The organism is Oceanimonas sp. CAM02, from assembly GCF_032842915.1.
Taxonomy (GTDB): Bacteria; Pseudomonadota; Gammaproteobacteria; order Enterobacterales; family Aeromonadaceae; genus Oceanimonas; species Oceanimonas smirnovii.
Genome location: NZ_JAWJBK010000004.1, coordinates 98,496 through 111,437 on the forward strand (window position 1 = coordinate 98,496; position 12,942 = coordinate 111,437).

A 12,942-nucleotide genomic window follows, 5' to 3' on the forward strand; every position below is an offset into this window, starting at 1 on the left:
TCCCATCTTTCGATAGCCAAAGACCCGGGCCTTGGCCCGGGTCTTTTGGTTTCAGTGGCGTACAGGTTAAATGTTGGGATTCGCTGCGCTCATCGCCAATCTAGCCACTTCCCTAGTCCCTAGTCCCTAATCCCTCAACATCACTTCCAGCTGGCTTCGCGTTTGGCTTTCTGCAGCTTTTGGTAAGTGGCCAGCAGGGCCTGATGAGAGGCAAAATCCTTCAGGCTTTCATCGGCGCGGGTCAGGCCATGGAAGCGGGCGCTGCCATCAATCTGGGCCCAGGCCTCAGTCACGGTATTTTCACCAAACATGCGGCTAAAGGCGGCGCGGTATTGCTCGGGCTCGCGGTCGTCGGACAGATGCAGCTCCAGGGAGGCCTTCAGGCAGCGGTAATAACGGGCACGCTCTTCGCTGAACACGGACGCATTAAAGCTTAAGGTCCAGTCGGCATAGTCCAGCGCGGTTTCCAGCTCGCCGGCGGCCAGGGCCAGCATGCACTTCAGCTCACCCACCCGCAGAGTATGCCAGGCGCTGCCCTTGTCGGAAGCGATGCCAATCAGCTCGCGAATGCGGGTAAAGTCGTCCAGACCGTCCTGCTCCAGCTGATCATAAAGCGCCATCAGTTGTTCGCCGTCGGCGTCGCTGCCGGGCAGGCTGAGCAGAGTGGCACGCAGATGAGCGCCCATATTGTTGTTGGCCAGCTCCAGATCTTCCACCGGATAAATATCCGACATGCCCGGGGCCAGAATGCGGCAGGCATATACGCCCAGGTGCTCGTAGTCGGCAATGTAGACCGGCTGCTTCAGCTCGTTGAAGATGGCCATCAGGTGATTGAACTCTTCTTCCGAGCTGCCGCTGAAGTCCCAGTCGGCAAAGTCATAATCCGCCTTTTCTTGGAACAGATCCCAGCTGATCAGACCCGAGGAGTCGATAAAGTGGGTTTCCAGATTGTGGTGGTCGGCCACTTCGTCATCGTCGAATGACGGCGGCACAAACACATCCAGATCTTTCAGGCTGCGGCCCTGAAGCAGCTCGGTCACGGTACGCTCCAGCGCCACCGCAAAGCGGGGGTGGGCACCGAAAGAGGCAAAACAGGTGCTGTTGGCCGGGTTGAATAACACCACGCAGATAACCGGATAACGGCCACCGAGAGAGGCATCGTAGGCAAAGATGGGAAAGCCTTCCGCTTCCAGGGTAGCAATGGATTCCTGAATATGCGGATAACGGGCCATTACTTCATCGGGAATGGCCGGCAGGCTGATGCGCTCGGCAATAATGCGGTTTTTGACGGAACGCTCAAACACTTCTGACAAGCCCTGAGTGCGGGCTTCGGTTTTGGTGTTGCCGGCGCTCATGCCGTTGGACACATACAGATTGCCGACAATATTCATGGGAATATAAACGGTCTGGTTGTCGCCCTGGCGCTCAAAGGGCAGGGCGCAGATGCCGCGTTCTTCATTGCCGGATTGCAGATCGATCAGCATATCGGCAGTGAGGGCACCGTCGGGATCGTAAAAACCGCGGGTATAGTCATCCAGCAGGCCACCGGGCAGGCTGTTGTCGGCGGGAAGCGGGAACCACTTTTCATTGGGGTAATGCACGAAGTCGCCTTCGGCGATGTCGCGGCCCAGGTAGAAGTCGGCAAAGAAATAGTTGGTAGCCAGACGCTCGAAGTATTCACCCAGGGCCGAGGCCAGCGCCGCCTTTTTGGTGGCACCCTTGCCGTTGGTAAAGCACAGGCCGCATTCTTTATCGCGAATATGCACCGACCACACATGAGGTACCGGGTTCAGCCAGGAGGCTTCTTCAATATTGAAGCCCAGGGCCTGCAGCTTGTGCTGAAAGCGGCTGATGGAGTCTTCCAGCGCGGCGTCTTTGCTGGGAATAAAGGTTTTCATGAATACCTCGGGCGGGTTCGGCAAAAAAGGGGGCTGATCCTAACCCGAGGCGATAAATTGAACAAGCGGAAACAAAATGGCAGGACGCAGCCGTGCATTCGTTGGGCACTAAGCTTGCCAGTCAGTATTCAACAGTCAACGCAGCAGCTTCACGAAGCGGCAGTGGGGATTGCCGTAGCCGACCGTCAAATGCCAAGGATGGCATTTGACGAGCGACACAGGGAGGTGCTTGAAGCGGGTCGGCGAAGCGCAACCGCGCTGCTGCTTCGCACTGGGGTGAATTGGCACCAACAAAAACGCCCGCGCGAGGCGGGCGTTTTCAGCAACAGTGGTGGCTGCTTAGGGCAGCAGGTGCAGCATGCGGCGCAGGGGCTCGGCGGCACCCCACAGCAGCTGGTCGCCCACGGTAAAGGCGGCCAGATATTCCGGACCCATGTTCAGTTTGCGCAGACGGCCTACGGGTACGCTCAGGGTGCCGGTCACGGCGGCCGGCGTCAGCTCGTCCATGGACTGCTGGCGATCGTTGGGGATCACTTTTACCCAGTCGTTGTGGCTGGCCAGCAGCTTTTCCACTTCCGGGATCGAAATGTCTTTCTTCAGCTTGATGGTGAAAGACTGGCTGTGGCAGCGCAGGGCACCCACACGCACACAGAGGCCGTCTACCGGAATGGCAGCACCGGTCTGCAGAATTTTGTTGGTCTCGGCCTGGCCTTTCCACTCTTCGCGGCTCTGGCCGTTTTCCAGCTGGGAGTCGATCCAGGGGATCAGACTGCCGGCCAGAGGCACACCGAAGTTATCGACAGGAAGGTCGCCACTGCGGGTTTTTTCGGTCACCTTGCGCTCCAGCTCCAGAATGGCGGAGGACGGATCGGCCAGCTCACCGGCCACTTCGTCACGCAGCATGCCCATCTGGGTAACCAACTCACGCATATGACGGGCACCGCCACCGGAGGCCGCCTGATAGGTGGAAACAGACACCCACTCCACCAGATCCTGTTCAAACAGACCGCCCAGCGCCATCAGCATCAGGCTCACTGTGCAGTTACCGCCTACAAAGGTTTTGGTGCCCTTGGCCAGCGCATCCTGAATTTGCTTGCCGTTTACCGGATCCAGCACAATCAGAGCGTCGTCGTCCATGCGCAGGGCAGAAGCGGCATCAATCCAGTAGCCATTCCAGCCGGCGGCACGCAAGCGGGGGTAAACGTCTTTGGTATAGTCGCCACCCTGGCAGGTGAGCACCACATCCAGCGCTTTGAGGGCATCGATGTCGTAGGCATCCTGCAGAGTACCGGCGTCTTTGCCAAAGTCCGGGGCAGGCTGCCCGGCCTGGGAGGTAGTGAAAAAGACGGGATCAATACGGGAAAAATCACCTTCTTCCACCATGCGGCTCATCAGAACAGAGCCAACCATACCGCGCCAGCCGACCAGACCTACTTTCTTCATCATTCGTGTCCTTTCTTTGAAAGAGAATAAAAAAACCTGCCCCACACAATACTGATTGCAGCCAAAGGTGCAAGGAAAAACCGAAAAAATCGACTGTTTTTTGTACAGTTAAGGCTGCTGCATATTCCGCCTAAACACCGTGCCGACGGGGGTCAGCCGCTGGTAAAAGACAGAAAGCTCAGTATCAGTACAGGCCCCGCCAAACTCAGCACAAACCCCGACACAATAGCCACCGGCACTATGGTCACGCCGCCGGATCGCTGCAGCACCGGCAGGGTAAAGTCCATGGAAGTGGCACCGCCATAACCGATGGCACAGCTGGGGTGGCGGCGCATCAGTGCCGGAATGATCATGATGGCAATCAGCTCCCGGGCCAGATCGTTAAGAAAGGCGGCGCTGCCCATGATCGGGCCCAGCTTGTCGCCGATTAAGATGCCCGACAGTGAGTACCAGCCGTTGCCTGAGGCAAAGGCCAGCCCCTGGCTCAGGGGCATATTCATCAGCCAGGCCCCCATCAGGCCGCCAATCCAGGAAGTGACCATCACCGTCAAGGCTATGGCCAGGCCCCAGCGGTTCAGCAAAATCTGGCGCAGTCTCATGCCCGAGTTGCGCAGCTGAATGCCAATGAGTAACAGCAGCAGCATCAAGGCCCATTCGCTCAGGGTATCTACCTGAAACCAGCCCGGGTCAAGAAACTGGCCAAGGCCCACACCGGTCAGGATCACCAGACACAGCTTGGCCGAGTCGAGCAGCAGCGCCCATTTACTGATAACCGGTGCGCCGCGCTCGCCACTGAGCCGGCCCCGGCGCAGGTCCAGCAGCCAGAGCCCGGCCAGGTTACAGAGCGTGACACAGGCCAGAAAAACGCCACAAAGAATAAAGATTGTGCCCAGGTGAGTACTAAGATTATCCACAAAGGCTAGGCTGATCCCCATCAGAAACAGGATCAGATATACCATGCGTTCTACAGATACATTAATAAAGTGCAGCAAGGATTGAGAGCGGCAGGGAATGCAATAGCCCAGCGCCAGGGGCAGTAATACGATAAGCATGCCGGAGTACATGGTAATTATCTTCCCGTTGGGTGGTCAGGCACAATTTTTGACCATTAAACTGTGTTGCGACAGCATACGTGAGCAATTCGTTAAAAAAAAGCGGCTGTCTTACGCTTTATGAATTTAAAACGCGAAAACCAAGCCTTTGTTGAGATTTTATTCCGGTTTTATGCATAATTTTATGTGGCCAGATGTGAACTATTGGTATAAAAAACCGACATTACTGGCTCTTGCCGGCGGATTATGTTGTTATTGCGTCAGTCCGGTGATAAGTTTTGCCGCACAGGTTAACAAGCTGTTAACTAACAAGGAAAGCAACAGAAAGGTCTAACGGATGAGCAAACCCGCCCTCGAAGTCTCGGGCCTGCACAAGCACTATGGCTCGCTGGAAGTACTCAAAGGCATTGATCTCACTGCCAACAAGGGAGATGTGATCTCCATTATCGGCTCTTCCGGCTCCGGTAAATCTACTTTTTTGCGTTGTATCAACCTGCTGGAAACGCCTTCTGTCGGTGAGGTTCGCCTGCATGGTGAACTGATCGAAATGCGCACCAACCGGGCCGGCGAGCGTGAGCCGGTCAGCATGCGCCAGGTAGAGCGTATTCGTTCCCGTCTGGCCATGGTGTTTCAGAGCTTTAACCTCTGGTCTCACATGACCATTTTACAGAATATTATTGAAGTGCCGGTGCAGGTGCTGGGGGTGCCCAAAAAAGACGCCATTGCCAGGGGCGAGGCGCTGCTGCAGCGGGTGGGCCTGTATGAGCGACGCGACTATTACCCCGGGCATTTGTCCGGCGGCCAGCAGCAGCGTGCTGCCATTGCCCGGGCGCTGGCGGTAGAGCCGGAAGTCATGCTGTTTGATGAACCCACCTCGGCGCTGGATCCTGAATTGGTGGGCGAGGTGCTGGGCGTGATGCGGGCGCTGGCGGAAGAAGGCCGCACCATGCTGGTGGTCACCCATGAAATGAGCTTTGCCCGTGATGTCTCCAACAAGCTGATGTTTTTGCATCAGGGCGTGGTGGAAGAGCAGGGCAATCCCAAAGAAGTGTTTGCCAATCCGTCGTCGGAACGATTCCGGCAATTTATCTCTTCGGTTTATTAAACAAGTGAATGTACATAAGGAGAATGTCATGAAAAAACTGTGGATTGCTGGTGCCGTCATGGCTGCCCTTGCCACCGGTGCGGTGCAGGCAAAGGAATGGAAAACCGTGCGTTTTGGCATTGAAGGGGCTTATCCGCCCTTTTCCTGGACCGATGAAAATGGCGAGCTGCAGGGCTTTGACGTAGACATGGCCAATGCCCTGTGTGAGCAGATGCAGGTGCAGTGCAAGCTGGTGGCCCAGGACTGGGACGGCATTATTCCGGCGCTGCTGGCGCGTAAATATGATGCCATTATCGCCGCCATGTCCATTACCGAAGAGCGCAAGCGCACCGTGGACTTTACCGGCAAATATGCGCTGGTGCCCAACAAGTTTGTGGCCCCCAAGGGCAGTGATTTTGAGCTGAGCAAGGAAGGCCTGGCGGGCAAGAAAGTGGGCGTACAGATTGCCACCACCCACGACAAGTATCTGACCGACAACTTTGGCAAGGATGTGGAGCTGGTACGTTACGGCAACGCCGACGATGCCTATCTGGATCTCAAGGCCGGCCGGGTGAACTATGTGTTCCTGGATGCCACCGCCATTGAAGAAGGCCTGCTCAACAAGGAAGGCGGTGATGCCTTTGAATTTGTTGGCCCCTCGGTCACCGATGAACAATGGTTTGGTGAAGGCTTTGGTATTGCCGTGCGCAAGCAGGATAAAGATCTGAAAGAGATGCTCAACAAGGCCATTCTCGAGCTGCGTGAAAACGGCAAATATCAGGAAGTGAACAACAAATACTTCGATTACGACGTCTACGGCGAGTAACTTAGTGGTAGCCGGCTCTGGCCGGGGCCGGCTTAACAGGAAGTGGTGATGTTCGATTTAAAAGGCTATGAAAGTGCCTTGCTGGACGGGGCCTGGATTACCCTGCAGGTGGCCTTGCTGTCATTGCTGCTGGCGGTCACACTCGGGCTGCTGGGGGCGCTGGCCAAGCTGTCTGCGGTGCGTCCGCTGCGCTGGCTGGCCACCCTTTACACCACGGTCATACGGGGCATTCCCGATCTGGTGCTGATGATGCTGATCTTCTTTGGCGGCCAGGTATTACTTAATAATTCTTTATATTCCCTTAATGAGTCGCTGAATAACTGGCTGGGCGGGGGCGATCCCAACCATGAATGGACCAGCTATGTGCCCGACTATATTGAAATCAGCCCTTTTATTGCCGGCATTATTACCATCGGCTTTATCTTTGGTGCCTATATGGCGGAAACCTTTCGTGGGGCCATTTTATCCGTAGACAAGGGCGAGCTGGAGGCCGCCAGCGCCTATGGCATGGGGCCCTTGCTGGTGTTTCGCCGGGTGCTGTTTCCGCAAATGATGCGCCATGCCCTGCCGGGGCTGGGCAATAACTGGCTGGTGCTGCTCAAGACCACGGCGCTGGTGTCCATCATCGGCCTCGATGACATGGTGCGCAGTGCCTCGCTGGCGGCAGGGGCCACTCAGCTGCCCTTTACCTTTTATATGGCGGTGGCATTAATCTTTTTGCTGTTTACTACCCTGTCTACCTCTCTGCTGCGCTGGGCCGAGCGCCATTACGCCATTCCGGGAAGGTAAGCCATGGACTTTTCAATCATTCTTAACGAGTGGCCGGTGTACTGGCAGGGATTTTATACCACCGTCTGGCTGGTGGCGCTGGCACTGGTGCTGGGGCTCTTGCTTGCCGTGCCCATGGGCATACTGCGCAACAGTAACAACTGGCTGCTGAAAGGGCCGGCCTGGGCGTATATCTATTTCTTTCGCGGCACGCCGCTGCTGGTGCAGCTGTTTCTGATTTATTACGGTGCCGGCCAGTGGCAGTGGCTGAAAGACTCCGCCGCCTGGGAATGGTTCAGTCAGGCCTGGTTCTGCGCCGTGCTGGCCTTTACCCTCAATACCGGTGCCTACACCGCCGAGATCATTCGCGGCAGCATCAATGCCATGCCCAAAGGGGAAATAGAAGCGGCCTATGCCTTTGGCATGAGCCGCCTGGCCACACTGCGGCGGATTATTCTGCCCAACTCCTTTCGCCGGGCGCTGCCGGCCTACAGCAATGAAGTGATCTTTATGCTGCACGGCTCGGCAGTGGCGGGAGTGATCACCATAGTGGATCTCACTGGTGCGGCGCGCATTGTCAACTCCCGCTACTACTCACCCTTTGAGGCCTTTCTGGCGGCGGGGCTGCTCTATATGTGCCTGACCTTTCTGCTGGTGTGGGGCTTTCGCCGGCTGGAACAGCGCTGGTTCAGACACCTGCGCCCGCGTAAGGGGTAAATGCGGGGAACAGGGACTGGGGAGCAGCATTTAATCCCTGAAGCTGGCCCAGATGGGAGCGTGATCCGAGGGCTTTTCAATGCCGCGCAGCTCATAATCAACGCCGGTGTCTTCAAGCCTTGCCAGCAGCGGCTGCGTGGCCAGCACCAGATCAATGCGCAGGCCGCGGTTATCATTAAAACCCTTGCTGCGATAATCAAACCAGGAATAGGTCTCGGCATTGGTCGGGTTCTGCAGCCGCCAGGTGTCGGTCAGGCCCCAGCTCAGCAGCCGCTCCATCCACTCCCGCTCTTCCGGCAAAAAGGAACACTTGCCTTCCCTCAGCCAGCGTTTGCGGTTGGGCTCGCCAATGCCGATATCCAGATCGGTATGGGAAATATTCACATCCCCCATTACCACCAGATCTTCATCGGGCCGGTGATACTCATTCAGATAATGCTGCAGATCCTGATAAAACCGCTCCTTGGCCGGAAACTTGGTTTCATGCTTGCGGTTCTCACCTTGCGGAAAATAGCCATTCAGCACGGTAAACTGGCTGCCATCGGGGCGTTCAAAACGGCCGATAATCATGCGCCGCTGGGCATCTTCCGCATCAGTAGGAAAGCCTTTCTGTATGCTTACCGCCGGCTGTTTGCTCAGCAAGGCCACTCCATAATGGGCCTTCTGACCATGAAAATAAACGTGATAACCCATGGCCTGCACCGCCTCCAGCGGAAAGGCTTCATCGTGTACCTTGGTTTCCTGCAGGCCGATAATATCCGGATTGTGTTTGTCGACAAGCGCCTGTAACTGATGCAAACGGGCGCGAAGGCCATTGATATTAAAAGAGATAACTTTCATAGAATGCCGAGATTAAAAAATTTGGCCACATGCTAACAGAAAGCGGCAAGCCGGGCAGCCGGGGGCGTGCTTTTTGCCGTAAAGCACCGGTCTGCTGACGTTGCCACATTTTGTAACAACTTTACGGAACATTGACATAGTCTGGCTGTGCCAAACAGGTACACTGACGGTAACTGGTGTTTGGAAAAAATGATGCAAAAAAAATATAAAACTCTGGCGGCAGTCTGCTGCCTGGTATTGTTTTCTGCCACTGTGCCGGCTCAGCAGGGAGCCGTAGTCAGTGCCATTACCGTGACCGAGCAGCGATTGCCGTCCCGGCTGCAGCTGGTGGGCACCCTTAAGGCCAACCGGCAGGTGGCCATAGCGCCCCAGGTGAGCGCCCGGGTAACGGAGGTACACTTTGTGCCCGGGCAGGCAGTAGAAAAAGGTGATCTGCTGCTTAGTCTGGACAACAGAGCCGCCAAAGCGGCGGTCAGTGAAGCGGTGGCTGAGCTGCGCGATGCCAGACGCATTCTGACCAACTTTCAGACCCTGTTCAAACGCAAGGCGGTGACTCAAACCGAGCTGGAAGGGCAACAGGCCGCCGTCGCCATGGCCGAAGCCCGGCTGCAGGCAGCCCGGGTAGAGCTCGACTATCTCAGTCTGACCGCACCCTTTGCCGGTGTAATGGGGCTCAGTGATGTGGCTCCGGGCAGTCTGCTCAGCGCCAATGAACCCGTGGCTGAGCTGTATCAGCTTGAGCAGCTCAAGCTCGACCTAGCGGTGCCGGAAAAATATTTTTCCCGTCTAACAACAGGAGACCAGCTGCAGGGCACTACCGCGGCCTATGGAGAGCGCAGTTTCAGCGGCACCATCAAGGTAGTGGCACCGGCGGTGGACGCCAATACTCTGAATGCCCAGGTACGGCTGGAGTTTGATAACAGCGATGGTGCCCTGGTGCCGGGCATGCTGATGCAAGTGCAGCTGGAACTGGATAATGGCACTACCCTGGCAGTACCGGCCAGCAGCCTGCTCTATGCGGGTAATCAGCGTTTCGTTTATGTGATTGATGAGGCCGGCAAGGTGGATCGGCGCAGTGTCATCACAGGTCGCAATCTGGGAGAGTGGGTGCAGATAAGCGACGGCCTGGCCGCCGGCGAACGGGTGGTCAGTGAAGGCATTGTCAAGCTCAGAGACGGCGCTCAGGTGGAGGTGGCCGATGCGGCTCTCTGATATCGCCATTGCCCGGCCGGTGCTGGCTACCGTGCTCAGCTTGATGCTGTGCGTGTTTGGTCTGATCGCCTTTTTTGAACTGCCCCTGCGGGAAATGCCCGACACCACTTCGCCCATTGTTACGGTGCGCACTGATTATACCGGTGCCAGCGCCAGCGTGATGGAAAGCCAGGTGACCAAGCGGCTGGAAGACGAGTTGTCGGGCATCAGCGGCGTCAAGTTTATCAGCTCATCCACCAGTGACGGCAGCTCGCGCATTACGGTGGAGTTTAATCCGGAGCGGGATCTTGATAATGCCGCCAGTGATGTACGCGAAGCCGTTTCCCGGGCATCCCGGCAGCTGCCTGATGATGCCGATGCCCCTGTGGTCACCAAAGACACCGGGCGTAACGACGTGATCCTATGGGTTACCCTCAGATCCACCGGTATGTCGGCACTGGCGCTGGGGGATTATGCCGAAAATGTGCTGGCAGACAGATTCAGCCTGCTCGATGGCGTCAGCTCCGTGTGGGTGGGCGGACGCAAGGAGCGGGTAATGAATGTGCGTCTTAACACCGCCGCCATGGCGGTGCGGGGCGTGACAGTGGCCGATATTGCCGCCGCTCTGCGCAGCCAGAACGTTGAGCTTCCCGCCGGCACCCTGGAAAACGATCAGCAAAACTTTGCCGCCCGTATTGAGCGGGGTTATAACCTGGCAGCCGACTTTAATAACCTGGCCATTCGTAATCTGGCCGGGGGCGAGCGGATTTATCTGCGTGATGTGGCGGAAATATGGGAAGGAGAAAAGCCCGAAGATACCCTGTTCCGCTCCAATGGTCAGAGTGTGGTAGGACTTGGTATCGTCAAACAAACCCAGGCCAATACTCTGGAAGTGATTGATGAAGTCAAGCGGGCAGTGCTGGCACAGCAGCCTTTTTTGCCTGATAACACCGAGCTGACCTGGACTTATGACAGCTCGGTGTTTATTGAAAGCGCCATCGACGAAGTGTATCAGACCCTGTTCATTACCATGGCGCTGGTAGTGCTGGTGATTTATATCTTTTTGGGGCAGATGCGGGCGACGCTGATTCCGGCGGTGACGGTGCCGGTATCCTTGATCAGTGCCTTTATTGTGGCCATGGTGATGGGCTTTTCGGTCAATCTGATTACCCTGATGGCGTTGATCATGGCCATTGGTCTGGTGGTGGATGATGCCATTGTGGTGCTGGAAAATATTTATCACCATCTGGAGCGGGGGCGCTCACCGCTGGCAGCAGCCTGGCACGGCACCCGAGAAGTGGGCTTTGCGGTAATTGCCACCACACTCACGCTGATTTCGGTGTTTTTACCCATTGTGTTTATGGGCGGCATTATCGGTCGTATCTTTACCGAGTTTGCGGTGCTGCTGGCGGCTGCCGTGGGCTTTTCTTCGCTGGTGGCGTTAACCCTGAGTCCGGTGATGGCAGGTAAGCTGCTGAAACGGGAGCAAGCGCCCGGCCGGCTGACGCAATATTTTGACCGTGCCTTTGCCCGCCTTGAAAAAGGCTATCGCCGGCTGCTGGTGCGGGAGCTGCGCCATGGCTGGTGGGCCCCTGTGGTCATGGTGGCAGCATTGGGTGTTATTGCCCTGTTGTTTCGGGAAATTCCTCAGAGTCTGACACCACAAGAGGACAGAGGCGTGGTGTTCGTCATGGTTAAAGGGGCAGAAGGGGCCAGCTTTGAACGCATGAGCAAGGCCATGGGCGAGGTGGAAAGCAGCCTGATGCCACTGCGGGAAGAAGGCATTATCAGCAGCCTGACGGTGCGCACTCCCGGCTTTGGCGGCGGTGTGAACAGCGGCATCATGTTTGCCAGCCTCAGTAACTGGAATGAGCGCAGCGTGTCGTCGGCAGAGGTGGCCGGGCGCATTCGCGCGCTTACCCGTAATGTGACCGATGTTTTGGTGATCCCCATCTTGCCGTCATCCATTCGCAGCGGCTCCAGTACACCGGTGGAGTTTGTACTGGGCGGGGCCGATTATGATCAGCTGCTGGAGTGGGCCGAGCAGCTGCGTACTCTGGCCCGGGATAATCCCGGCCTGGGCGATCTTGAACTCGACTTTGATCGCACCAAACCAGAGCTGCTGGTACAGGTAGACCAGCAGCGTGCAGCGAGTCTGGGTATATCTGTAACCGAGGTGGCCAACAGCCTGAACGTGATGCTGGGTGGCCAGGCGGTCACCACCTATGCCCGTGAAGGAGAGGAATACGATGTATTCCTCAAGGGTAACGAAGACGACTTCAGTCGCATGGACGATCTGGCATCGCTATATTTACGCACCGATAGCGGCCAGCTGGTGTCTTTGAATAACCTGGTCAGCCTGCAGGAGCAGGGGGCGCCGGGCTCGCTTAATCATTACAACCGTAAAAAAGCCATTACCCTGAGTGCCAACCTGGAAGGCAGCTACAGCCTGGGTGAAGCGCTGGACTATCTGGACGGCCTGGTGCGGGATAACCTGCCCGATGCTGCCACCGTGGATTATAAGGGCGAGTCACTGGAATACCGCTCCAATCAAAGTGATATTGCCTTTGTATTCGGGCTGGCGCTGTTGGTGGTGTTTTTAATACTGGCAGCCCAGTTCGAGAGCTTTGTGCATCCCTTTATTGTGCTGCTGACGGTGCCGCTGGGGCTGGTAGGGGGCTTGCTGGGGCTGTATTTAACCGGCATTACCCTTAACGCCTACAGCCAGATTGCCATGGTGATGCTGATTGGCCTGGTGACCAAAAACGGTATTCTTATCGTGGAGTTTGCCAACCAGTTACGGGACAAGGGGCTGGAGTTTGACGATGCCCTGACTGAAGCGGCGGTACGCCGCCTGCGTCCCATTCTGATGACCGCCTTTACCACGGTGGCCGGGGCCGTGCCGCTGATCCTGGCCAGCGGGGCCGGCGCAGAAAGCCGGCAGGCGGTGGGCATGGTGGTGTTTGGCGGCGTGGCCCTGGCCACCCTGCTGACGCTGTTTATTGTGCCGGCCATGTATCGAATGCTGGCGCGGCATACCCAATCGCCGGAGCATCAGCAGCGCCGGCTGAACGCCGAGCTGAAAGAGAGCGGGGAGTAAATAAAGGAATGCCGCACATCAGT

General features: G+C 56.8%; 10 protein-coding genes. 6 read left to right on the forward strand and 4 right to left on the reverse strand.

Translation table 11 applies throughout. The annotated features are described in order from the left end of the window. Window positions 1–140: 140 nt before the first annotated feature. The 3 genes from ycaO to R0I78_RS00800 form a co-directional block, all read right to left on the reverse strand. Entirely contained in the window at window positions 141–1,898 is a 1,758-nt protein-coding gene (gene ycaO, locus R0I78_RS00790; RefSeq protein ID WP_317073950.1) for a 30S ribosomal protein S12 methylthiotransferase accessory factor YcaO, read from the reverse strand. A 339-nt stretch (window positions 1,899–2,237) separates the two neighbouring features. Further along, window positions 2,238–3,341 (reverse strand): aspartate-semialdehyde dehydrogenase, encoded by a 1,104-nt coding sequence (gene asd / locus R0I78_RS00795; RefSeq protein WP_317074047.1) that lies wholly within the window; start codon window positions 3,339–3,341, stop codon window positions 2,238–2,240. Window positions 3,342–3,493: 152 nt separating this feature from the next. After that, window positions 3,494–4,405, reverse strand: coding sequence for a lysine exporter LysO family protein (locus tag R0I78_RS00800; protein ID WP_317073951.1), 912 nt, complete (start codon window positions 4,403–4,405; stop codon window positions 3,494–3,496). A 325-nt stretch (window positions 4,406–4,730) separates the two neighbouring features. Between R0I78_RS00800 and R0I78_RS00805 the strand changes: the two genes are divergently transcribed. The 4 genes from R0I78_RS00805 to R0I78_RS00820 are packed head-to-tail and all read left to right on the forward strand — an operon-like array spanning window position 4,731 to window position 7,788. Then, complete coding sequence (locus R0I78_RS00805; protein ID WP_317073952.1) at window positions 4,731–5,498, forward strand: ABC transporter ATP-binding protein; 768 nt, start codon at window positions 4,731–4,733, stop codon at window positions 5,496–5,498. A 28-nt stretch (window positions 5,499–5,526) separates the two neighbouring features. Next, window positions 5,527–6,303 carry an ABC transporter substrate-binding protein gene (locus tag R0I78_RS00810; protein WP_317073953.1) on the forward strand — a complete coding sequence of 259 codons (777 nt, stop codon included), beginning with the start codon at window positions 5,527–5,529 and terminating at the stop codon, window positions 6,301–6,303. Between the two features lie 48 nt (window positions 6,304–6,351). Then, entirely contained in the window at window positions 6,352–7,092 is a 741-nt protein-coding gene (locus R0I78_RS00815) for an ABC transporter permease (protein WP_317073954.1), read from the forward strand. 3 nt (window positions 7,093–7,095) lie between these two features. Then, window positions 7,096–7,788 carry an ABC transporter permease gene (locus R0I78_RS00820; protein WP_317073955.1) on the forward strand — a complete coding sequence of 231 codons (693 nt, stop codon included), beginning with the start codon at window positions 7,096–7,098 and terminating at the stop codon, window positions 7,786–7,788. Window positions 7,789–7,818: 30 nt separating this feature from the next. On the opposite strand, the gene xthA is transcribed toward R0I78_RS00820, so the two are convergent. Beyond that, on the reverse strand, window positions 7,819–8,628 hold the full coding sequence (gene xthA, locus R0I78_RS00825) for an exodeoxyribonuclease III (RefSeq protein WP_317073956.1): 810 nt from the start codon (window positions 8,626–8,628) through the stop codon (window positions 7,819–7,821). Window positions 8,629–8,817: 189 nt separating this feature from the next. On the opposite strand from xthA, the gene R0I78_RS00830 reads away from it, so the two are divergent. Together R0I78_RS00830 and R0I78_RS00835 are read left to right on the forward strand one after the other, a co-directional pair. Further along, window positions 8,818–9,840, forward strand: a complete 1,023-nt coding sequence (locus tag R0I78_RS00830) for an efflux RND transporter periplasmic adaptor subunit (protein ID WP_317073957.1) — start codon at window positions 8,818–8,820, stop codon at window positions 9,838–9,840. Continuing rightward, the gene (locus R0I78_RS00835; protein ID WP_317073958.1) at window positions 9,827–12,919 is read left to right on the forward strand and encodes an efflux RND transporter permease subunit; all 3,093 of its coding nucleotides are present in this window, start codon (window positions 9,827–9,829) and stop codon (window positions 12,917–12,919) included. The genes R0I78_RS00830 and R0I78_RS00835 overlap by 14 nt, the downstream gene beginning before the upstream one ends. The last annotated feature ends 23 nt before the right edge of the window (window positions 12,920–12,942 follow it).

What these genes read in the sequence shown, in the direction of transcription:
- ycaO (WP_317073950.1), bottom strand. Translation starts at nt 1,898, where the DNA reads ATGAAAACCTTTATTCCCAGCAAAGACGCCGCGCTGGAAGACTCCATC.
- asd (WP_317074047.1), bottom strand. Translation starts at nt 3,341, where the DNA reads ATGAAGAAAGTAGGTCTGGTCGGCTGGCGCGGTATGGTTGGCTCTGTT.
- R0I78_RS00800 (WP_317073951.1), bottom strand. Translation starts at nt 4,405, where the DNA reads ATGTACTCCGGCATGCTTATCGTATTACTGCCCCTGGCGCTGGGCTAT.
- R0I78_RS00805 (WP_317073952.1), top strand. Translation starts at nt 4,731, where the DNA reads ATGAGCAAACCCGCCCTCGAAGTCTCGGGCCTGCACAAGCACTATGGC.
- R0I78_RS00810 (WP_317073953.1), top strand. Translation starts at nt 5,527, where the DNA reads ATGAAAAAACTGTGGATTGCTGGTGCCGTCATGGCTGCCCTTGCCACC.
- R0I78_RS00815 (WP_317073954.1), top strand. Translation starts at nt 6,352, where the DNA reads ATGTTCGATTTAAAAGGCTATGAAAGTGCCTTGCTGGACGGGGCCTGG.
- R0I78_RS00820 (WP_317073955.1), top strand. Translation starts at nt 7,096, where the DNA reads ATGGACTTTTCAATCATTCTTAACGAGTGGCCGGTGTACTGGCAGGGA.
- xthA (WP_317073956.1), bottom strand. Translation starts at nt 8,628, where the DNA reads ATGAAAGTTATCTCTTTTAATATCAATGGCCTTCGCGCCCGTTTGCAT.
- R0I78_RS00830 (WP_317073957.1), top strand. Translation starts at nt 8,818, where the DNA reads ATGATGCAAAAAAAATATAAAACTCTGGCGGCAGTCTGCTGCCTGGTA.
- R0I78_RS00835 (WP_317073958.1), top strand. Translation starts at nt 9,827, where the DNA reads ATGCGGCTCTCTGATATCGCCATTGCCCGGCCGGTGCTGGCTACCGTG.